The following is a 22,053-nucleotide window of genomic DNA, read 5'->3' as shown; positions in this document are numbered from 1 at the left end:
TCTTTATCTTATTCTTTGGAAGCATTCAACATCCAGTGCGCTTTTTCATGCGCGGCTATTCGATCGCTCAGAAGATTGGCCGTTCCTTCATCATGACTTTCCTGAGCGAGTGTGAGCGCCTGATTCAAATCCTTTACCAGGGTCGCATTATCCTCTGCCAACTCAATCACCATTTGATTGGCGGAAAGACTTGAATTGCCGTCCTTGATGCGCTTCAAACGCTCAAACTCCTTAAAAGTAGCAGGCGCTTTATGCCCGGTGATTAAGATGCGTTCTGCCACCTGATCTACCGCTTCAGCCAGTTCCTGATATTGCATTTCAAAAAGCTCGTGCAAGGTTTTAAACTGTGGCCCTTTGACATGCCAGTGGTAGTTTTGTGTTTTAAGGTATAAGGCATAGGTATCTGCCAGAATGACTGATAATTTCTCTACTACTTGTGACATTTCCCTCTCCTTTTTAATTGGTTTTGAAATAAATATCCGTAAAATTTGGGGAATCAGGATAAGTATTGATAGAATTGCTCCATTAAATCGATTGTTTGAGGCGATAATGGACGAACCACTCTATATATTAAACTCTAATAGTTTAGACAAGATTAATGAAGTACAAAAGGATTTAGCACTGAATTTACTGGAATCAGGGCAAGTTCTTTATTTTCCTGAATATTTTTACGCCCATAATGCCCAACAAGAACATTATTTGCTCACGGACCAGATTCTGGATGGTCAGCACAAAAATATCAGTTATGACTATTTAAAAGATCGTCTGGGCGGCTATAACACCAATAATCAACCCCTTCCCTCGATTCTGAAATCGTTTATGCGTCACTATGCCGAATTTGCAAAACATTTGCTAGATACCGTATGTCCTCTATACGCTGAGCATTTAATCTGGGGCCGTACCAGCTACCGCCCTGCAGAAATTCGCGGCAGGGCAAGTTCAAAGCGAAAGGATGATACCCGTGTTCATGTCGACTCATTTCCTGCATCGCCTGTCAATGGTCGTCGTATCCTGCGGGTTTTTTGTAACATTAATCCCTATGGTGAACCACGAGTGTGGCAACTGGGCGAAGCGTTTAATCAAGTACTGGAACGCTTTTCTCCATCCATCCCCAAATACAATTCCTCTGTTGCCAAACTATTAAAATGGTTAAAGGTGACTAAAACCATGCGTTCCGCTTATGATCATTATCAGCTGCAACTGCACGATCGCATGAAGCTTGATGACCATTATCAACAGACAGTTTCCAAAAACACCATTAATTTTCAGGCGCAAAGCACCTGGATCGTCTTTACAGATCATGTTTCTCACGCGGCTTTAAGCGGGCAGTTTCTGCTCGAACAAACATTCTATCTGCCAGTTGCTGCAATGAGAAACCCCGAGCACTCTCCTTTACGCTGTTGGGAGAAAAACAAGATGGAAGAGTTAGTTTACGCTTGAATCTAAAAATCAATGCTGACCATCCAGGTGAGTTTACCAGATAATTAAAAAAGGACTTGAAAAATGGAAGGAAAAACATTGTTCCAACAATTGCTTAAATGGCTCTGCTGTTTGCTGACAGTACCCAGCTTATATGCCGCTACTCCTTTATGGGTATTTGTTCCTCAAACTCCAGTGGCATTAACCGTAGCGCCCGGAGAGACAGCTCAGGTGCAATATGCTGTGTATAATCAGTCCGCACGTGCAAAAGTGCTGATAATGCAGCCAATTCAGGGAATCACACAAACCAGTCTTTGCCAGTTGCCCGCTAAAGGCTATTGCATCCTGACGTTACAGATCAACGGATCAGCGCTGTCCGGGAACGTCATGGGCGGGCCTGTTTTATGCCAACAAGGCAATCCGAACCAATGTTATCAACCCTCACCTCTTAACAGCCTGGCAATTACCAAAGGCCAGCCCGCAACTGCCTCGATTAGCGCTTCTCCAGCAAACCTCGTTTTAATTATCAATCAAAACGCAAAAGTGGTCACGATTACTAATCACTCCACACAAATCACCGCGTATAATATTCGGGCGATTCTTCCCGCAAGCTGGACCGATGTCATTCAGGACGCCAGCAGTTGCACCGTATTAGCGCCTGGCGCTTCCTGTCAGATCTCCTTTACCCCCGGCTCCGTTATCCATTCTTTGCAGCTAATCCCTATTCAGGGCGATAATACCTCCAGCGTCTCTATTAATATTGAAGTGAAGCCAGTCCCGATAGCCATTGCCGCAGGCCAATACACAAGTGTTGGCGCAATTCGCCCGCTTTTGGCGCTCAGCTCGGATATGGGTACAAGCTGGACTTTTCCTTCAGCTGTAAATTCACCGGTTTTTGTACCTGATAATACTAATTCCTACAATAATAGCGCCGGCTTCTTTGAGTCAAGTTGCGATGCACAAACCTGTATCGCTGTCGGCCAATACCGCGATGCAGGATTGGTGCAACGCCCACTGCTGGCAGTTAGTCAGGACTCAGGCTTAAATTGGATCTTTCCGTCTTCTATCAATGCAGTCGTTTTCTCACCAGTTAATACAAACCCCTTTAGTAGCGCAGGTGAATTAGTCGGTGCAACTTGCCAGGGAAGCACTTGTATCGCTGCCGGCAACTACTTTAGTGCAGGAACGCGACGTCCAATCCTGGCAATTAGCCATGATTCGGGTACGAACTGGAACTTTCCTGCAGTTATCAATGCCCCTGTTTTTATTCCAGATAATACAAATGCTTTTGTCGGTAACGGCAGATTTTTTGCTGTAAACTGCCATGGCGCTATTTGTATAGCCGGTGGTTTATACAGCAGTGGTGGAGTTGACAGACCACTTCTGGCGGTTAGCCAGGATCTGGGCCAAAACTGGACTTATCCTTCCGCTATTAATGCCCCCGTTTTTACCCCTGATAATACCAATGCCTTCTCGAATAATGGGTCGTTCAACGGAGTCGCCTGCCAGGATAGTGTTTGTATTGCCGCCGGCAGTTACCGCAGCGGTGGTATTGAAAGGCCATTGCTGGCATTAAGCCAAAACGCCACAGTAACCTGGACTTATCCTTCTGCTGTCAACTCCCCAGTGTTCACACCGGACAATAGCAACGCATTTACAGCTAATGGCAGTTTTGCTGACGTCAACTGTCAGGGAACAACTTGCATAGCAGTAGGGCGTTATTTTGGAGGTGGAACTCAACGCCCGCTCCTGGCAGTCAGCCATGACGCAGGCTCGAGCTGGACTTTCCCATCCTCTGTCACTGCACCTGTTTTTACCCCTGACAATACCAATGCCTTCACGGGCAGCGCTAACCTTTTGAGCATCAGTTGCCAGGGTCCTGAGTGCGTCACGGGAGGGTTTTATTTTGGCGGGGGCGGATTTAGGCCGCTCCTGGCAGTCAGTCATGACGCAGGGTCTAGCTGGACTTTCCCCTCCTCGGTCACTTCGCCAGTTTTTACACCGGATAATACCAATGTCTTTACCAACGATGGCCAGTTTAATGATGTCCATTGTGCAGGAGGGCTTTGTATCGCAGCAGGATTTTATATTACTGGTGGAGTCCAACGCCCTCTCCTAGCTGTTAGTCAGGATTTGGGCCAGACCTGGACCTTTCCATCTGCTGCCAATTCCCCGATTTTTACACCGGATAATAGCAATACATTCTTTGGAGGTCGGCTCGATACTGCAAGTTCTAATGGCCTATGGCTACCCAGATCACTGTCTTTACTAGAGACGCAATAAGACCGTTAAGTTCTTAGCTTCTCACCTTGCGATGCATCGCAAGGCGAGAAGCCTGATTACAGAGTTGGAGAGAGATTGCTCAGTAAAGGCGTATGGCAGAGTTTCTCTTCCTGTCTTGAATAAACCGGACTTCCACCAGCCTTCGCAATAAGAGCCGCGGTTGACTCCTTAACCAGCGTATCGATTCGCCCCTCAACCTGCTTTTTTAAGGTGGGCAGCCAAAGAGGTTGTATGCCCGTTCTTTTACTAATTTCTTCTCTAAGCTGATATAGAGTTGGTAAATTAAAGCGGTCCACCCAATGCTGCAGACAGCTTCGATCCCGTATATATCGTGCATTCAACAGCTTATCGAGGTTGGTTATTTCCACCTCTTCCAGCAACAGGCGATGCTGCACTATGTGATATGAAAGTGTGTCCTCGTTCAAACTCAATTGCTTCCTTATATCAGCAATCTTATCCACATCCAAAGTATTTTGATGCTCATTGAGCTGCTCTGTTAAAGCCTCTCTTTTCTTTTTTAAACCATCGATTTTCTCCTGGTGGAATGCCATATCGTTTTGCCATTTTTTTTCTTTGACAAAATTTTCCACACGCTTTACATAACAGGCAATAGTGTGTACACCTGGAGCATCAAAATAAAGCTTTTGTTCCGAAGTTGGTGTCCAATCATTCAAGCCTGAGTCGTACAGGGTTTCATAGGTGCAAAGCCCATGTGAAAATTTCTCTTTTAAGGCATTCGGCAAGGAATGATAAAACAGTCTGAAGAACAGAATATATCCTTGATCTTCTGTTTTGAATCCAATTTCTTCCATTGAATAAGGAAGTTTCAGCAAGCTGAGAAAATTTCCTTCCCTTGCATTTTCCAAAATGAAAATCATTTGATCCGCTTTTTTCTTAAATTCATCCGAGAATACAGGCATAGAATTATCCTTAATTTTATTGATTTAATTTAATCCACTAAAACGGTTTATTTGTAATCTCTAGCTGGTCTGACTATCTCATCCGGGTTCAGTGCTAGAGGATCTGGTCTCCTTGAGAATACAGGACTCTTGCCCGCTTGATTGAGAAGGGAGCTCATCGACCACTCTGCTTTTAACTCGCTTCTGCGAATTTCTATCAATTCATTGCGTTTTGCCTGCCATTCATTTTGCTCGGCAAATCGCTTGCTGATTCTGGCCTGAGCCACGGAAAGTGTTCCTAAATTGCATTTATTGATTAATGAGAGCAAAGCTCTGTGGCTAGATGAGTACATGGGATCCAGCAATGCATTGACCTGTTTTTCAACAATTTGTAATTGTTCTTTTTGCAATTGATGGTATTTTAGTGTTTCTTCATTGAGTTCTAACTGTTTAATCAGGTCTTCTTGCATCTCTTCCTGCAGGTCATTTTCCTTCAATTGTCCGCTTAATAGCTCTCTCCTCTCACTCAGAGCGCTTATTTTTTTCACATGATAATCCAGCCAGTTTTCACATATTTGTTCCTCATTATATTTATCTATTCTTTGCACGCAGGCTGTCATAATTGGTATTCCAGGATTAAAGAAATAGGCCCTTGCCCAATCTGTCGGTTCCCAATTCTCCAGACCCAGATAATATAATTTTTCCGCTGTATCAAATTGCTCTGTTTTTCTTGCTGTTAAATGAGCGCGAAGGTTTTCAGGCAATGAATCAAAAAATTTTTTAAACGCCTTCATATACAAGATTTCCTCTTTGTTGAATTGCAAGCCAGGGGCTGGATTAGAGGACAATAAGAGCATGTAATTTTCTTTTGCCGCTGCCTTTAAAATAAAAAGCAACTGCTCTGCTTTTGCTTTAAATTCCTGAGTTAATCTGGTCATAGTAAACTTCCTGTTTTGGATATCAATTTATACAACAAGAGAGTTAAAGAAAAAAGAAATAGTTTTTCCAAAAAAAAACCCGCCACAAGGCGGGTTTTTTCAGGAAGCATAGGCTTACATCATGCCCATGCCGCCCATACCGCCCATGCCGCCCATATCGCCAGCACCAGCAGCTTCATCTTTCTTTGGCAGTTCAGCAACCATACACTCAGTAGTTAACATGAGGCTGGCAACTGAAGCAGCGTTTTGCAGCGCTGTACGGGTAACTTTAGTTGGATCCAGGATACCCATTTCAACCATATCACCAAACTCACCGCTTGCAGCGTTAAAGCCGAAGTTGTCTTTTTGCTCAGCAACACGGTTAACGATAACAGATGCTTCATAACCTGCGTTGGCAACGATTTGACGCAATGGAGACTCAATAGCACGACGCAGGATGTTGATACCCATATCCTGATCAGCATTGTCGCCTTTCAAACCATTCAGAGCGGATTGAGCACGGATTAAAGCAACACCACCACCGGCTACAATACCTTCTTCAACAGCGGCACGAGTAGCATGCAGAGCGTCTTCAACGCGAGCTTTCTTCTCTTTCATCTCAACTTCAGTAGCAGCACCGACTTTGATAACCGCAACACCTCCGGCCAGTTTGGCAACACGCTCTTGCAGTTTCTCACGATCGTAATCAGAAGTAGTTTCTTCCATTTGGGCGCGGATTTGGCTGATGCGAGCATTGATTTCAGTTGCTTTACCTTCGCCGTCAATAATAGTTGTAGTTTCTTTAGTCACAACAACTCGTTTGGCAGTACCCAGGTCTTCCATAGAAGCACCTTCAAGGCTCTTGCCCACTTCTTCAGAAATCACCTGGCCGTTAGTCAGAATAGCAATATCCTGCAGCATTGCTTTACGGCGATCGCCAAAGCCAGGCGCTTTAACTGCGCAAACTTTAACAATACCACGCATGTTGTTAACAACCAGAGTAGCCAGTGCTTCGCCTTCAACGTCTTCAGCAACGATCAGTAAAGGACGGCCAGATTTGGCAACCGCTTCCAGAACAGACAACATGTCACGGATGCTGGAAATTTTCTTGTCAACTAACAGAATAAATGGATGCTCAAGTTCAGAGCTCATGTTTTGCTGGTTGTTGATGAAGTATGGAGAAATGTAACCACGATCAAACTGCATTCCTTCAACAACAGACAGCTCATTCTCAAGACCATTACCATCTTCAACAGTGATAACGCCTTCTTTTCCAACTTTTTCCATCGCTTCAGCAATGATTGCGCCGATAGCTTCGTCAGAGTTAGCAGAAATAGTACCTACTTGCGCAATCGCTTTGCCATCTTTACAAGGCTTGGACATGCTTTGCAGGTGTTTAGTGACAGCGATAACTGCTTTGTCAATTCCGCGTTTTAAATCCATTGGATTCATGCCGGCAGCAACTGCTTTGTGACCTTCAACCAGGATTGAACGAGCCAATACAGTAGCCGTAGTAGTACCATCACCAGCTGCATCAGAAGTTTTGGAAGCTACTTCTTTAACCATTTGAGCGCCCATATTCATGAAGCGTTGCTCAAACTCGATTTCTTTAGCAACAGACACACCGTCTTTAGTTACAGTGGGAGCGCCGAAGGATTTCTCCAGGACCACATTACGACCACGTGGGCCCATTGTTACTTGTACAGCGTCAGCCAAGCCATTTACACCGGCCAGCATTTCCTGGCGCGCATTGTTACCAAAACGTAATTCTTTAGCCATTCTTAAAGTCTCCTAATAATCTGTTGTATGATTAGCCTTCAATAACACCCATGATGTCATCTTCACGCATGACCACCATCTCCTGACCGTCAATTTTGACTTCTGTGCCAGAGTATTTGCCAAATAAAACGACATCGCCTATTTTAACGGCCAATGCACGCACATCACCATTGTCAAGGTTTTTGCCTGGGCCAACAGCCAGTACTTTACCACGAATGGGTTTTTCAGTAGCACTGTCTGGAATTACAATTCCGCCAGCAGTAGTTCGTTCTTCTTCCATGCGCTGAACAACAACACGATCGTGTAAAGGACGAATTTTCATACTTGTTTTCTCCTGGTTTAATTAATCACCTTGTTTTTTCAGAGTGAACTCTGAGCTGAAAGTACTGACTGATACTTCAGTCACTACCGATGACAACCATATGGGGGCATTCATTTCAGATTCAAGGGCAGCAATGCAAATTTTTTAAATTTTTTGATACTAACAGCTATGGAGTTCGATAACTGCTTAATTTTTACTTAATATTGCCAAACTATAATATGGGCATAGAAAACTACATAATCACTATGGCTAAAAAATGACTCCTCTATTTCCGAGAGACGGTGAACGCCTCACCCTAAGGCAAGGCAAAACAGGAGACTGCTATTTAATCGCCTCCATCGACTGTATTTATAATGCCAGCAAAGAGGGCAGAGAACGCTTTAAATCGATGTTTAAACAGCTGGGCAATGGTGATGTGGAAATTCGCGTAAAGCGCACAAAACAAAGCGAAAATCTTGATCCCGACAAAATCGGGATTAATTACCGGCATCGTATCGATCCAGATACCAATGAGGATGTCATCACTATCCCTCACTCCTATCTCGTCAAAATTGATGCGTCCAGAAAAGGGGTTCAAAGCAATTCACTTGCAGTCAAAATTTTAGAACGCATAAGCTCCTACTACTATAAGAACGCCTGGAAATACCAGGAAGATGTGCTTACCAGTATTAGTGCTCATGATTTAAATAATCGGCATGAAGGCACATCAACTGCCTTTGTCGGGCATCTTCTTGAAGTACATAGTCATGACACGGATGACATACCAAAGATTATTAATTTAAAAAACCGTTGGCCTGAAGCCCCGGTTTACATTAGCCTCGCCTATGGCCAAAAAGATGCTCATGGAAAATATCATGGTCGTCACGGCTTGAGACTGGACAGAATTATCCACAATCCCAGTGCACCTGGCGGCTACGAATTTGTTTTGGTTAATCCCTGGGATAACCGAACGACTGAAACGATTAATCTTGCTGATATAAGAAAACGGCAAACCCGATTTTGTTATTTCAGTGAAAATCAGGCCAGTGATACTTTGACCTGGAATATTGCCAATCATACTAATGAGCGGACTGGAAAAGTTATCTTTAATAATTATCAGCTGTTTCAAAGCTTATTAAGTCTGCAAGAGCAAAATATCATACTCAATGGAAATGCACTGGATAATGCGGTTAAATTGTATGAGCTTGCCCCTGCTATTTTTGAAAAGCCGGAACTAACCCAAGCTCCGCTTCGAGAAATTTTTCTGGCTTGTCTTAACAGCACTCACTCCGCTTTTGACAGAAACTACCACATTCTGAAAACCAGATTTCCAGACCGTTTAAAAGATGATGTGATATTGGCCAGACCGACTGCGCCATCCATTCTGCCAACGCTCGAAAGCATTTTTAAGGATGCGCTTGAACATGCGATAAGCGAGAAAGCAAAACAAGCCGGCTTTGCCCATAACGCGCGAGAAACAGTAGAAGAAGGTCTGCTCAATTTTTATTTTCAGGGTCAACCATACAATTTAACCCAGGCCGGCGGTCTTCGTTTTCGATTTACTCGCAAGGAGTTCGATGCGCAAACAATTGCCGACAGCCGGGTAAAGGAACAATTACTTCCCCACGGCTTATCTTTAGCGATGGCAGGTGCTAACTCCGAGCTCACTTCCCATGGTAAAAAGCTGCTGCAAAGTGACTATCCTTTAACAAGAGAGCTCTATCAGCAAGTTATTTCCCGGCAAAAAAACAAGAATACAGCACATCTTCTCAACGCTTTATATAATCTGAGTTTGGTGAATCCTCGCGCAGCTGAACAGTTTTTGAAGTTTGCTAAAGAGGATTTATCAGCAAGAGTGAATCTAAACAACATCATTGCGCAAGAGAAAGACGCTCCTGTTAGAAACTGGCTTGCCAGACACTTGGCTGATTCTCCACAACCCATTGAACGCCTGCGTCGATTCGAAGAATTCAAAGAGCAACTTGGAAAATTTTCAAGTAAATTCAGTGCTTTGAATTATCAGAAATACGAGGAGCGCCTTGCTGAACTGGACAAATTCCTCGCCGATTTTAAGAATAATCATTCGCAGGAATTATATACCGTTCACCTCGACCAACTCGATGCCCTGGTAGATGAAAAAAAGAATGCATTGAAAAGATCAGTACAACCCTATTTGCTTGCTGAGGACGCCCTCAATAGAGTAGCAGAGCAAATAAGATCGCTTCCCGTAGCATTTACAAATTGCCATAAAGTAGTGGCTGTCATTTTGCAAAAAGAACAACGGGAAGAGCAGATTTATCGTTTAGTCAAACAGGATATAGTGGCCCAGGCAGAACGTCTTCTTGGTTATTCGTCCGGATATCCTGCCATTTTGAAAGCGAAAGGCGACTATGAACGAAACCTAAATCAGCAGGCTAGCGGACAAATACAAAATTTAAGAAAGCAGGCGAATGATCTGGTAGCACCTATGGTTACCAGGATTAATGACTTTAATTTTCATTTCAATCATTGCACTGATCTTGTGCAAGTGCGACTGCATCAAAAGGCACTACAAGAGCAGCTGAAAGACTTAACTGAAACTACTGACGCATCCAGAAAGGCAGCCTCTATTGAAGGCAGTTCAGGATTACCAGGTCTTGTTAAATCAGCCTATCAGGCAAAACTTAATAGTATAATCTCTACTGCTCAGGCTGCTGAGAACAGAATAATAAATCATAGCCAACAGCAACTTGCTAAAATCGCATCTGATATCAATCGTTTTCGCATTCAGTTTCCACAGTGTAATTCTGAGGTAAAGGCTAATGAGCGCCGGGAAGCGCTGAAACAACAACTGCTCACACATCTGGATGTATCCGGTTATGAAAAGGCGCTGGCTAATAGCGGAATAAGTCGGGCAGTATTCGTTGATGGTTATCCCCCTCAAATTGCACATGCTCTAAAGCGAAAACGCCAAGATATCGATCGACGGGCCGATGAACTTATTGTCGGTTTTAGAAAAGCCGCCGCACCTGGCATTCTTAGCAGCATTAACCTGCAAAAGCATTTGGGCAACCTTGAACGTAAAGTGAAAGAATTGGAAAAAGAAGCTCGAACCAAAGCCGACTATGTCGATCCCGCAAAAAAAGCCAGAACAATGTATATTCGCCTGACCAGAAATCAAGAGCGCTTTTTAAAAGGTGAATTATCAATCCCTGAGTTTCAATCAGCCTGTAAAGGCGCTATCGATACCGCTCTACCGGATTTAGCAAATCACAGGGGTTATAAAGTCAAAAAAATCGCACTCCATGTGTTGAGCGCTGTGCTTTCTCTCGGCACAGCCGGCATTGCATTTGGTATCAACTATGCATGGACAGGCCGCTATAGCCTGTTTCAACCCAAAACAGAATCCGAAAATGTCACTCTTAAGGTGGATGAAGCGATTAAAGGAATCAAAACAAGATGAGATAGCTTTTTGTATGGCCGAACACTCAAATAATGCCCCATACTTTTTAAAATCGGACAATAATTGTATTATAAGCTGCTACGCTATATAGATTAAGTTCAATTTATTGAACCATAACCTGGATTAAGCATGTATAAGTGGTTATTCTTGCTGTCTCTCGCGATTTTTAATGGTTTCGGTTACGCAGCGCCTCTTCCCGCTGAAGAAGTCTTTACAGTCAAGGTAAAACCGGTCGATCCCAATACTTTTTCAATCGATTGGCAAATCAAGCCAGGCTATTTTCTTTATCGCGATCGCATCTCATTGAGTGCGCCTGCTGATCCTGTTCTTCAATTTGGCTCCATTATCTTTCCGCAGGCAACCGAAAAGAAGGATCGCCAAGGTCATAGTTATCTGGTGTACCGTGATGCATTATCACTATTAATCCCGGTGCTCGGTGAGCAATCAGGAGAAACCTCTGTAAGCCTGCATTATCAGGGATGCTCGGATGATGGTTTCTGTTATCCGCCTGAAACCAAACAGATTAAATTAGCCATTAATGAGCAGTTAGCTTTAGTTTCGGCGTCCACTGGTACCGCAGTTAAGGCACCGCCGGTGGTGCAGACCAGTGATCAGGAAAGTGATGCGATAGCTGATATTTATAAAAACTCACACTGGTTTATGGTTATTCTCAGTTTCTTCGGCTTTGGCCTGCTTTTAGCGTTTACACCCTGTGTCTTGCCGATGGTTCCGGTCTTGTCAGGTATTATTGTCGGGCATGGCCATGACATTTCCACACGCAAGGCGTTTCTGCTGTCTTTCAGTTATGTGCTTAGCATGTCACTGACTTATGCGATTGCGGGCGCCATCGTTGCCACGCTTGGCAGCAATCTGCAAATTATAATGCAGGCCCCCTGGGCTATTGGATTGTTTAGCCTGATATTTATATTGCTCGCTCTCTCCATGTTTGGTTTTTTTGAGTTAAAACTGCCTGTTTCCTGGCAGGCGAAATTAGCTAAAGCCAGCCGCAGTCAGCATGGCGGTCATTATCTTGGGGCGGCCATTATGGGCTGCTTGTCAACACTTATTCTTTCTCCCTGCGTAACCGCTCCTTTAATCGGTGCACTGGGATACATTGCGCATTCAGGCAATGTACTGTTTGGCAGCCTGACTCTGTTTTTCCTGGGGCTGGGTATGGGAACCCCCCTTCTGCTGATTGGCACCTCCGCCGGTAAATGGCTTCCCCGGGCAGGAACCTGGATGAATTCGGTAAAAAACTTTTTTGGCTTCCTGTTGCTGGCGGTTGCCATTTATTTAATGGGTCGTCTGTTGCCCCCTCCTGTCACCATGATTTTATGGGCAGCGCTTCTCGTTTTCTCCGGTATTTTTGCCGGTGCTCTAAACCCTGCACAAAACAATTCTGAAAAAATGCATCAGAGCACTGGTATTTTACTTCTTGTTTATGGCTTACTGATTCTGGCAGGCGCCAGCATGGGCAGTAAAGATCCCCTGCTGCCTTTAGCAGGTATATTCAGTAAAGCCACCGCAGCCAGTATGGAACGCGAAGAGCTGATTATTAAAACCCCTGCAGAATTAAAAGAGGCGCTGCAAACAGCAGAAGGCCGACCGGTAATGCTTGATTTTTATGCCGACTGGTGTGCATCTTGTAAAGTCATCGCTTCTTCCACATTAAACAATGCTGAAATTAAAAGAACCCTGGGTAATTTTCTAGTTTTGAAAATTGATGTCACTGCCAATGACGCAGCAGCACAGGCACTCATGAGACAGTATCAGGTAGTAGCTCCTCCCACCTTCCTTTTCTTTAATTCCGCCGGAAAAGAGTTAAGCGGACTGCGTCTAGTGGGTGATGTGTCTACTCGTGAGTTCTTAGATCGCTTGCAAAAAGTGGAAACTCTGGCAAGAAATTGACTATTTCTCACCCTTTATATCAAATCGTAGGTCGTATAGCCGTCAGGCTAAAAATTAATGTTATCCCCTCTCCACCGCGCATAGCGTGGGGGAGAGGGGGTTAGAAAATTTATCACGTTAGTGATTCCATTTTTGTTGTGACAATAAACCATAGCTACAGAAAAATGAGTAATGAATCGCTACGCGACCTTATTTATAGCCCCCTCACCCTAACCCTCTCCCCCACGCTGCGCGCGGTGGAGAGGGGATCAGATATTCTTAGCCTGACGGCTATGGGCGAAGCGCCCGACCTACGATCTCTGAAATCCCAAGCCCTGCCAGTTATCCTGCTTGTCCGTCTTTTAATTGGACAGTCGCTACTTCAAAAGGTTATAATAGTCGCCTTTTGCATTGGGGAGTTATCAATGAATCATCGCGTGGGCTTTGTCAGTTTGGGTTGTCCCAAGGCACTGGTTGATTCAGAGAGGATTATTACCCAATTACGGGCTCAGGGTTATGAGCTTGTTTCCAGTTATCAGAATGCCGGCTTAGTCGTCGTCAATACTTGCGGTTTTATTGATTCAGCGGTCACTGAATCCCTCGATACTATTAAGGAAGCAATGGCCGAAAACGGACGGGTTATTGTAACCGGCTGCTTGGGCGCTAAAGCCGACGTGATTCGGGAAGCTTGCCCGGATGTCCTGCATATCAGTGGTGCTCATGCCTATGAAGAAGTACTTCGTGCGGTTCACCGCCATCTCCCCCCACCCACTGATCCCTTCACACAATTAGTGCCCCCTCAGGGAATTAAATTAACACCCCGCCATTACGCCTATTTAAAAATCTCCGAAGGATGTAATCAGAAATGTACTTTCTGCATTATTCCCAGCATGCGTGGAAAATTGCAAAGCTATCCTTTAAGCCAGATTCTCACTGAAGCAAGAAAGCTGAAAGAGGCAGGCGTACAGGAGTTGCTGGTTATTTCTCAGGATACCAGCGCTTACGGCGTAGATACCCGTTATCAGCCTGTTGAGTGGCAAGGCCGTACAGTGAATACCCGTTTTCTTGATCTATGCCAGGAACTCGGGGAGTTGGGAATTTGGGTTCGGCTTCATTATGTTTATCCTTATCCTCATGTTGATGAGATCATTCCTTTAATGCGAGACGGCTTAATTCTCCCCTATCTGGATATTCCCCTGCAACATGCGAGCACAAGGGTTTTAAAAGCTATGAAGCGTCCGGCCAGCAGTGAAAACACGCTGCAACGTATCGCTTCCTGGCGCGAAGTTTGTCCCGAAATAACTATTCGTTCGACTTTTATTGTGGGTTTTCCCGGTGAAACTGAAGAAGAATTTGAAGAGTTACTCGACTTTCTCGAGGAAGCCCAGCTCGACAGAGTAGGCTGTTTTCAATACTCTCCAGTTGAAGGGGCCAAGGCTAATGAACTGGCTGATCCGGTTCCAGATGAAGTCAAAGAGGAACGTTACCACCGTTTTATGCAGCTGCAGGCTGAAATTAGCCGTAATAAATTAGCTGAGAAAGTGGGGAGTATTCAAACCGTTCTGGTAGATTCTGTCGATGATGAGCAAATTATTGCCCGCAGTAAAAGCGATGCGCCTGAAATTGATGGATTGGTTTATCTGCCTCCTGATAGCCAGGTCACAGCCGGTCAGCTGTTGGATGTAGAAATTGTTGACAGCGATGACTATGATTTATACGCGGCCTTTACAACTCCTGCTTAATAAGATCTGTACCTGATCCATATTCCATGCGTATACTCATAGGATATTAATAATTAACAGGTTTACTTTGAATGAAGTGGGCTTCTTATCATTATATATCCAGTTTATTGAGACGTTGTCTTCTGGTGTCTCCGCTGCTATTGATAACCGCTTGCGGAGAAAAGCCTGCCCAGCAATCCTGGGGTGAACCAGAAGTTGGCGTGGTTGAACTGCAATATCAATCCTTTCCGATCACAGTTGAATTACCGGGACGGGTACGCGCTCATCGTATTGCTGAAGTTCGCCCGCAAGTGAACGGGATTATTTTAAAACGACTGTTTACAGAAGGCAGCGATGTCAAGGAAGGACAGTCATTATACCAGATTGATCCCGCCCCTTATCAGGCTGCGGTAGATACCGCCAAGGGCGAGCTCAGCAAAGCAGAAGCCAATCTCGAAATTGCCAACCTGACCGTACAGCGCTATAAACCCTTACTGGGCAATAAATTTGTTAGTAAGCAAGACTATGATACTGCGGTAGCTAATGCCAAACAGGCAGAAGCCAGTGTTGAATCCGCCAAGGCCTCGCTAGAAACAGCCAGGATCAATTTACAATATACCAAGGTTCTCTCACCCATTAATGGCCGAATTGGACGCTCAAGTGTAACTGAGGGCGCATTAGTGGCAGCCAATCAGCAAACCGCGATGGCCGTTATCCATCAGCTTAACCCCATTTTTGTTGATATTACCCAGTCAAGTAATGATTATTTCAAGCTCCAAAAAGAACTGGAAAAAGGCAAACCTCAAGGAAAATCACAGGATATTTCCGTTCAGTTATTTTTAGATGACGGCAGCCTCTACGATCAGAAAGGCAAACTGGAGTTCTCAGAAGTTCAGGTTGATGAAACCACAGGCTCCATTACTTTAAGAGCAATTTTTCCAAATCCTGATAGCAAGCTTTTGCCGGGGATGTTTGTTCGCGCACAGCTGAATATGGGCATTAATCCCAAAGCCCTGCTGGTACCTCAGCAGGGAATCACCCGCGATAACACCGGAAAGGCAACTGCTCTGATTGTTGATAGTGAAAACAAGGTTGAACAACGCAATATTACGGTCACGCAGGCTGTCAGGGATAAATGGCTGGTGACCAAAGGACTAAGCGCCGGTGATAAAATTATTGTCAGTGGACAACTGAAGGTTAAACCGGGTTCAAAAGTTAAAATACTCAAGCCAGATGAGAAAAAGCCTGAGCAGACTAAGGTGGATGGCTGATTATGTCAGATTTTTTTATAAATCGTCCTATCTTTGCCTGGGTAATCGCCATCATGATTATGGTGGCTGGCAGTATTGCCTTATTTCAACTGCCCATTTCGCAATATCCAACAGTAGCACCGCCGTCAATTGCAGTAACCACTATTTATCCAGGAGCTGATGCCCAGACCGTGCAGGATACAGTGACTCAGGTTATTGAGCAAAACATGACAGGGCTTGACAACCTGCTTTATATGTCCTCTCAGAGCGATTCCTCAGGCAGCATGACAATCACACTGACCTTTGATCCTAAAGCCGATCCGGATATCGCACAGGTACAGGTACAGAACAAACTCCAGCTTGCCATGCCTCTGTTGCCAATCGAGGTTCAGCAACAGGGTATTGTAGTTCAAAAGGCAAGCAGCAGTTATCTTTTGGTTGTGGGCGTTTACTCTGAGAATGACCACTTGAACCAGTATGACCTGGGAGACTATCTGTCCTCCTATCTTAAAGATCCGATTGGCCGTATCAATGGTGTCGGTAATGTGGAGCTCTTTGGCGCCCAATATGCGATGCGCGTCTGGATGGATGCCAATAAACTAAATAATTATCAGTTAACGCCTATTGACGTGATCTTAGCCATTCGTGCCCAAAATAATCAAATCGCAGCAGGCCAATTGGGTGGACTGCCTGCAACATCCAATCAACAGCTTAATGCGTCGATTATTGCTCAGACCCGTCTTAAATCCCCGGAAGAATTTTCAAAAATTCTCTTGAAGGTGAATAAAGATGGTTCTCAGGTGCGCCTGAAAGATGTCGCAAAAGTTGAACTTGGCGGTGAAAACTATGACCTGATTGCCCAGTATAATGGCCGGCCTGCAGCAGGGCTCGGAATCAGATTGACAACAGGTGCCAATGCACTCGATACAGCAGCTGCCATTAAAACTGAATTGAAACGGATGGAGCCCTATTTCCCCCCGGGATTAAAGGTGGTGTACCCCTATGACACTACCCCCTTCGTCAAAATTTCGATCCACAAGGTAGTGGAAACCCTTATTGAGGCATTTGTGCTGGTGTTTCTGGTTATGTATCTGTTTTTACAGAACTTCAGAGCTACACTGATTCCAACTATTGCCATCCCGGTAGTCATACTGGGTACCTTTGCTGTGCTTTCCCTTTTTGGCATGTCAATTAATACCCTGACTATGTTCGGTCTGATTCTGGCAATTGGTCTGCTGGTTGACGATGCCATTGTAGTGGTAGAAAACGTTGAACGAGTGATGGCTGAAGAGAATTTACCACCCAAAGAAGCAACTCACCGTTCCATGAAGCAGATTCAGGGAGCCTTAGTAGGTATCGCCATGGTCTTATCGGCAGTTTTCATCCCGATGGCTTTCTTTGGCGGCTCAACAGGTGCTATTTATCGTCAGTTTTCCATTACCATTGTTTCTGCAATGGTACTGTCAATCCTAATCGCTTTAATCCTGACACCTGCCCTTTGCGCCAATCTTTTGAAACCCTATGGCGAAGAGCGGCATGACAAATGGCTTTTCAAATGGTTTAACCGTTTTCTACATGCTGCAACTCATGGGTACCATGATGCAGTCGCCAGTATATTGAAGAGAACAGGCCGCTATCTTTTAATTTATCTGATTATCATTATTTCCATGGTTTATCTGTTTCTGCGTCTGCCTGGCTCCTTCCTGCCGGAAGAAGACCAGGGTATGTTGCTGACGATGATACAGCTGCCTGCGGGAGCGACTCAGGAACGTACGCAAAAAGTAGCCGAGCAGATCTATGAGTATTTCGCAACCAAAGAGAAGCACAATGTCATTTCCGTGTTCTCCGTGGTCGGATTCGGTTTCAACGGTAAAGGACAAAATAACGGGATCGCCTTCCTCACTTTGAAAGACTGGTCAGAGCGAAGCGGAAAAGAAAACAGTGTGCAGGAAATTATTAATCGGGCTGGCGGGGAATTTGCCAAAATAATTAATGATGGAATGGTATTCCCTTTTAATTTACCGGCCATTATTGAACTGGGTACTGCCACCGGATTTGATTTTGAGTTAATTGATCGCGGCGGCCTCGGCCATGAGGAACTCACAGAAGCACGCAATAAACTGATGGAAATGGTGGGAGAGCATTCCAATGTGCTGGTCAGAGTAAGGCCGAATGGACTGGAAGATACACCGCAATATAAATTAATCGTTGATCAGGAGAAAGCAGAAGCGCTTGGAGTTTCTATTACCGATATCAATCAGACTATTTCCGCCGCCTTGGGCAGTGTGTATGTTAATGATTTTATTGATAGAGGACGTGTTAAAAAAGTATACGTTCAAGGAGCACCCCGTTTTCGGATGCTGCCGCAGGATATCAATGAATGGTATGTGCGCAGCGGCAATGGGCAAATGGTCCCTTTTTCCGCATTCACCAGTGCCAAATGGCAGAAGGGTTCGCCGCGTCTTGAGCGATACAATGGCTTACCTTCAATGGAAATCTTGGGTGAAGCGGCAGAAGGCCAGAGTACCGGTACGGCCATGGCTTTGATGGAAAAATTAACCTCTGAATTACCGACCGGCATTGGTTTTGACTGGACAGGAATGTCGTATCAGGAAAGACTCTCTGGTAATCAGGCACCGGCTCTTTATGCGATATCTCTTTTAGTGGTATTCCTTTCTCTTGCAGCTCTATATGAAAGCTGGTCAGTTCCCTTTTCAGTCATGCTGGTGGTTCCGCTGGGGATTATCGGCGCATTAATTGCGGCGAAACTATTCAATATGTATAACGACATTTATTTCAAGGTCGGATTACTGACGACTATGGGGCTTTCAGCGAAAAATGCCATCCTTATCGTTGAATTTGCCAAGGATCTAATAGAAAAAGAGCATAAGCCACTCATTGAGGCAACGCTCGAAGCCACAAGAATGCGTTTACGCCCTATTCTGATGACCTCTCTTGCCTTTATTTTTGGGGTATTACCGCTGGCATTAAGCACTGGTGCCGGTTCTGGTGCTCAGAACGCGGTGGGAATTGGCGTAGTCGGCGGTATGTTTACTGCTACCTTCCTGGCAATATTCTTTGTTCCAATATTCTTTGTATTGGTCAGACAGCATTTTGGAAAAAAACTGGTGGAAGATGATTCCGGTAAAACGCAGAAATGATCAGAAAAACCCTCTGTAAATCCCCCTTAAGTCCTCTCTCTCTGGGGAGAGAGCTTAAGAGAGAGGGTTTACGAGAGTCTTCATCAAACTGTGTCAGGCCATGTCATCTCGAACGCAGTGAGAGATCTCCGAATGCTGGCACAAACCAAGATTCAGGAGATCTCTCACTGCGTTCGAGATGACGGCGTGCCTGTGAGTAAGGACACAGTTTAATGAACACTCTCGGTTTTTCTAACTGGTTTTTATCTGCTTATAAATTGCCTCACTAATCGCAAAAACCTGCTGCAATTCCTTTTCACAGGACGGTTCATAATCTTCCAAAAGCCCCAGATGTAAAACCTGATGGTATTTTTGATAGGCTTCTTTCAAGCAGTTAAATTGTTCCTTACTCAGGATATCGTCTTTTGCCAATTGCCGTAAAAGACTTAAGGTATGCGTATATCGGCTGTAATTTTTTCTGGCATGAATCAGAATCAGGCATTGAACCAGAAATTCCAAATCGACCAATCCACCCGGCCGCTCTTTAATAGAATGTCCCAGTTGAAACTTCAGCATTTTCTCCCGCATTGACAATACTTCGTCCAGCACATCCCGGGCATTGCTCTGCTCAGCGTATATTGATACTTTCAGTTTCGAGAAAACGGCTCTCACACGCGGCCCCCCCAATAATACGCGCGATCGAATCAGAGCCTGGTGTTCCCAGGTCCAGGCTTCCGTTTGCTGGTAGGTTACGAAGGAAGACAAACTGCTTACCAATAAACCCGATGACCCTGATGGGCGTAAACGTGTATCGACCTGGTATAAAATACCAGATTGAAAACGAGTGGTTAGCATGTGTAAAATCTTTTGCGTCAGGCGGGTAATCAAAGAACTATGTTCAGCATCTGATGTGTAAATGAATACTAAATCCAAATCTGAATTATAATTCATTTCACGGCTTCCCAGTTTACCATAAGCCAGAACCGCAAATCCTTGAAATACGGCATCCATAACAGGATATCTTGAAGCCAGCTGCCTGGAAGCGATCTCAACAACCCGAACAACAATAGCTTCCGCTAAATCAGCAAGGAAACGTCCGGCGCGTATTGCATTTAATCGGCCATGAAGTTCGGCTCTTGCAGCCAATAGCCAATGGCTTAGTTTGAATTGTCTTAAATACTCCTCCTCGTCCTCCTGGTCTTTGCAGTGAGCCATTTTCTTTTCAAGCTGCTGCTTCAATTGCAGACGTGAAGGAGGGAGCCAATTGGGCATAGGCTCAAGTAAGGTTTCAAGCAGGAAAGGATGCGCTACCAGCAACTGCGAAATAAAGGGACTGCGGGAAAACCAGTATAACAGTTCGTTCAATGTCTGAGGATTCTCGGTCAGTAATGCAAGATAAGCGCTTCGCCCGACTACGTTCTCCAAAAGCTGCATGACCCGGAGTAAAACAGCTTCTGTATTTTTGACCTGTGTCAGCTCTTTCAGTAAAAGCGGCATGAATCGGTCCAGTATCATGCGTGCTGCCTGGCTAAGACGAAGACAACGAGGAGAATGTCTGAATGAATGTATCAGCTGATAACAACGCTTTGCATGCTGGTAATTGATGCTGGCCAGTAAGTTAGTTGCCATTTCCGACTCGATGTGTCCCTGCCATACACTGGCCAATTGATGTTCCAAAAGTCTCGAATTATCCTCAAGTTGTCCGCTGCTTTTTTTATAAGCCAGCATCGAACTGAATAAATTGCTGACTATTCGCTGATATTGTTTCAGCTTAAAATAAACTGACTGCCAGTCAGCATAATTCATTGCCTGACTAATCTGGAATTGTCGAACTTCATCTTCGGGTAATACATGGGTTTGCTGATCATTAAGTGACTGTAACGCATTCTCGAGTTTCCGATAAAATAAATAGGCTTCTTGTAAAACCTGAGCGCGTGTCAGCAATTTTTCTTGCTTTATAGTAGCCAGGGCTTCCAATAAACTGGTTTTTTGTAATTGAGGTAATCGACCGCCCCTGATTAATTGTATATTCTGAACAATAAACTCAATTTCCCGAATTCCCCCTGATCCGCGTTTAATATCATTCAGGCGAGGATTAAGCTGAACTTCTCTGATAATCATGGACTTCATACTGCGAAGTGATTCGATTACGCTGAAATCAACATAACGGCGATAGACAAAAGGTGTAATCAGTTGATAGAACCAGTGATCGGCAGAAACTGTCAGATCCAGCGGCCTTGCCTTGACCATTGCGTACCGCTCCCAATCTCTCCCCTGCTCCTGATAATAATTCTCTATAGTGGCCAGATTAATCACTAAAGCACCGCTGTCTCCATTCGGTCTTAATCGCAGGTCGACACGAAATACGAAGCCTTCAGCAGTGATCTGCTGCAATAACTGTATAAAACGCTGGACTACTTTAATATAGAACTGTTGATTGCTGATGGATTCCTCACCATCGGTCCATCCATCTTTGGAATATGCAAGAATGAGATCGATATCCGAAGAATAATTTAACTCTCTTCCACCCAGTTTTCCCATTGCCAATACATACAGTCGGGCTGGGTCACCGCCTTCTTCGAGGGGAATACCATGTCTTTGGCTGACATCCTGCTCACAATAGCTCAATGCGCTGCGGATGGCTTCATCGGCAAAATCAGACCAGGAGCGCATTGTTTCTGCGGTGTCAGCCAGGCCCGATGCCTCCCTCAATAGTAATCTCAGGAAACTGTAATGCCGATATTGTCGAATTTCTTTGGCAAAGGAAGTAAAGGGTGAATTCGGTATAGTCTGGAATCGCTCCCGGTACTCTTTGGCAAAAACCGGAGCCAGGCAATCATCTTCTGTTACTAATCTTGAAAAAATCTCAATATGACGCAGAGCATAATCACTGCTTAGCAAAACCTTTTGTATCCCCTTTCGCAAATGCGGGGCGGCATGGCTAAAATGCTTATCCAAAAGCTGGGATCGTGAGTCAATAAACACCTCTATATCTGTCATTTATAAAGTTCCTGA

At 44.7% G+C, this 22,053-nt stretch carries 13 protein-coding genes; 7 read left to right on the top strand and 6 right to left on the bottom strand.

What is annotated here, in order from left to right; translation table 11 throughout:
- Window positions 1–8: 8 nt before the first annotated feature.
- Window positions 9–443, bottom strand: coding sequence for a Dps family protein (locus E1O89_RS00495; protein WP_133138466.1), 435 nt, complete (start codon window positions 441–443; stop codon window positions 9–11).
- 106 nt (window positions 444–549) lie between these two features.
- On the opposite strand from E1O89_RS00495, the gene E1O89_RS00490 reads away from it, so the two are divergent.
- Together E1O89_RS00490 and E1O89_RS00485 are read left to right on the top strand one after the other, a co-directional pair.
- Window positions 550–1,440: a Kdo hydroxylase family protein gene (locus tag E1O89_RS00490; RefSeq protein ID WP_133138465.1), complete on the top strand. Its 891-nt coding sequence runs from the start codon at window positions 550–552 to the stop codon at window positions 1,438–1,440.
- Window positions 1,441–1,503: 63 nt separating this feature from the next.
- A complete protein-coding gene (locus tag E1O89_RS00485) occupies window positions 1,504–3,702 on the top strand; it encodes a sialidase family protein (RefSeq protein ID WP_133138464.1) in 2,199 nt (732 codons plus the stop codon).
- A gap of 56 nt (window positions 3,703–3,758) precedes the next feature.
- On the opposite strand, the gene E1O89_RS00480 is transcribed toward E1O89_RS00485, so the two are convergent.
- The 4 genes from E1O89_RS00480 to groES all read right to left on the bottom strand — a co-directional run bounded on the left by E1O89_RS00480 (window position 3,759) and on the right by groES (window position 7,619).
- A complete protein-coding gene (locus E1O89_RS00480; protein WP_133138463.1) occupies window positions 3,759–4,622 on the bottom strand; it encodes a hypothetical protein in 864 nt (287 codons plus the stop codon).
- A gap of 47 nt (window positions 4,623–4,669) precedes the next feature.
- Window positions 4,670–5,539 carry a hypothetical protein gene (locus tag E1O89_RS00475; protein ID WP_133138462.1) on the bottom strand — a complete coding sequence of 290 codons (870 nt, stop codon included), beginning with the start codon at window positions 5,537–5,539 and terminating at the stop codon, window positions 4,670–4,672.
- 114 nt (window positions 5,540–5,653) lie between these two features.
- Complete coding sequence (groL, locus tag E1O89_RS00470) at window positions 5,654–7,297, bottom strand: chaperonin GroEL (protein WP_058506165.1); 1,644 nt, start codon at window positions 7,295–7,297, stop codon at window positions 5,654–5,656.
- 31 nt (window positions 7,298–7,328) lie between these two features.
- Window positions 7,329–7,619, bottom strand: a complete 291-nt coding sequence (groES, locus tag E1O89_RS00465; protein ID WP_112219812.1) for a co-chaperone GroES — start codon at window positions 7,617–7,619, stop codon at window positions 7,329–7,331.
- 256 nt (window positions 7,620–7,875) lie between these two features.
- Between groES and E1O89_RS00460 the strand changes: the two genes are divergently transcribed.
- The 5 genes from E1O89_RS00460 (at window position 7,876) to E1O89_RS00440 (ending at window position 19,059) form a co-directional block, all read left to right on the top strand.
- Entirely contained in the window at window positions 7,876–11,040 is a 3,165-nt protein-coding gene (locus E1O89_RS00460; RefSeq protein ID WP_133138461.1) for a hypothetical protein, read from the top strand.
- Window positions 11,041–11,169: 129 nt separating this feature from the next.
- Window positions 11,170–12,948, top strand: a complete 1,779-nt coding sequence (gene dsbD, locus E1O89_RS00455; RefSeq protein ID WP_133138460.1) for a protein-disulfide reductase DsbD — start codon at window positions 11,170–11,172, stop codon at window positions 12,946–12,948.
- Between the two features lie 404 nt (window positions 12,949–13,352).
- Window positions 13,353–14,669: a 30S ribosomal protein S12 methylthiotransferase RimO gene (gene rimO, locus E1O89_RS00450; RefSeq protein ID WP_133138459.1), complete on the top strand. Its 1,317-nt coding sequence runs from the start codon at window positions 13,353–13,355 to the stop codon at window positions 14,667–14,669.
- A 71-nt stretch (window positions 14,670–14,740) separates the two neighbouring features.
- Window positions 14,741–15,919: an efflux RND transporter periplasmic adaptor subunit gene (locus E1O89_RS00445; protein ID WP_133138458.1), complete on the top strand. Its 1,179-nt coding sequence runs from the start codon at window positions 14,741–14,743 to the stop codon at window positions 15,917–15,919.
- A 2-nt stretch (window positions 15,920–15,921) separates the two neighbouring features.
- Complete coding sequence (locus E1O89_RS00440; RefSeq protein WP_133138457.1) at window positions 15,922–19,059, top strand: efflux RND transporter permease subunit; 3,138 nt, start codon at window positions 15,922–15,924, stop codon at window positions 19,057–19,059.
- A gap of 231 nt (window positions 19,060–19,290) precedes the next feature.
- On the opposite strand, the gene glnE is transcribed toward E1O89_RS00440, so the two are convergent.
- On the bottom strand, window positions 19,291–22,038 hold the full coding sequence (gene glnE / locus E1O89_RS00435) for a bifunctional [glutamate--ammonia ligase]-adenylyl-L-tyrosine phosphorylase/[glutamate--ammonia-ligase] adenylyltransferase (RefSeq protein ID WP_133138456.1): 2,748 nt from the start codon (window positions 22,036–22,038) through the stop codon (window positions 19,291–19,293).
- Window positions 22,039–22,053: the final 15 nt, after the last annotated feature.

It is taken from the genome of Legionella genomosp. 1 (assembly GCF_900640215.1).
In the GTDB taxonomy this organism is placed as follows: domain Bacteria; phylum Pseudomonadota; class Gammaproteobacteria; order Legionellales; family Legionellaceae; genus Legionella_C; species Legionella_C quinlivanii_A.
The sequence above is the reverse complement of the archived record's forward strand: the minus strand, read 5'-3'. Positions and strand labels throughout refer to the sequence as shown.

What these genes read in the sequence shown, in the direction of transcription:
- E1O89_RS00460 (WP_133138461.1), top strand. Translation starts at nt 7,876, where the DNA reads ATGACTCCTCTATTTCCGAGAGACGGTGAACGCCTCACCCTAAGGCAA.
- E1O89_RS00475 (WP_133138462.1), bottom strand. Translation starts at nt 5,539, where the DNA reads ATGACCAGATTAACTCAGGAATTTAAAGCAAAAGCAGAGCAGTTGCTT.
- groL (WP_058506165.1), bottom strand. Translation starts at nt 7,297, where the DNA reads ATGGCTAAAGAATTACGTTTTGGTAACAATGCGCGCCAGGAAATGCTG.
- E1O89_RS00485 (WP_133138464.1), top strand. Translation starts at nt 1,504, where the DNA reads ATGGAAGGAAAAACATTGTTCCAACAATTGCTTAAATGGCTCTGCTGT.
- E1O89_RS00445 (WP_133138458.1), top strand. Translation starts at nt 14,741, where the DNA reads ATGAAGTGGGCTTCTTATCATTATATATCCAGTTTATTGAGACGTTGT.
- E1O89_RS00490 (WP_133138465.1), top strand. Translation starts at nt 550, where the DNA reads ATGGACGAACCACTCTATATATTAAACTCTAATAGTTTAGACAAGATT.
- E1O89_RS00440 (WP_133138457.1), top strand. Translation starts at nt 15,922, where the DNA reads ATGTCAGATTTTTTTATAAATCGTCCTATCTTTGCCTGGGTAATCGCC.
- E1O89_RS00495 (WP_133138466.1), bottom strand. Translation starts at nt 443, where the DNA reads ATGTCACAAGTAGTAGAGAAATTATCAGTCATTCTGGCAGATACCTAT.
- dsbD (WP_133138460.1), top strand. Translation starts at nt 11,170, where the DNA reads ATGTATAAGTGGTTATTCTTGCTGTCTCTCGCGATTTTTAATGGTTTC.
- rimO (WP_133138459.1), top strand. Translation starts at nt 13,353, where the DNA reads ATGAATCATCGCGTGGGCTTTGTCAGTTTGGGTTGTCCCAAGGCACTG.
- glnE (WP_133138456.1), bottom strand. Translation starts at nt 22,038, where the DNA reads ATGACAGATATAGAGGTGTTTATTGACTCACGATCCCAGCTTTTGGAT.
- groES (WP_112219812.1), bottom strand. Translation starts at nt 7,619, where the DNA reads ATGAAAATTCGTCCTTTACACGATCGTGTTGTTGTTCAGCGCATGGAA.
- E1O89_RS00480 (WP_133138463.1), bottom strand. Translation starts at nt 4,622, where the DNA reads ATGCCTGTATTCTCGGATGAATTTAAGAAAAAAGCGGATCAAATGATT.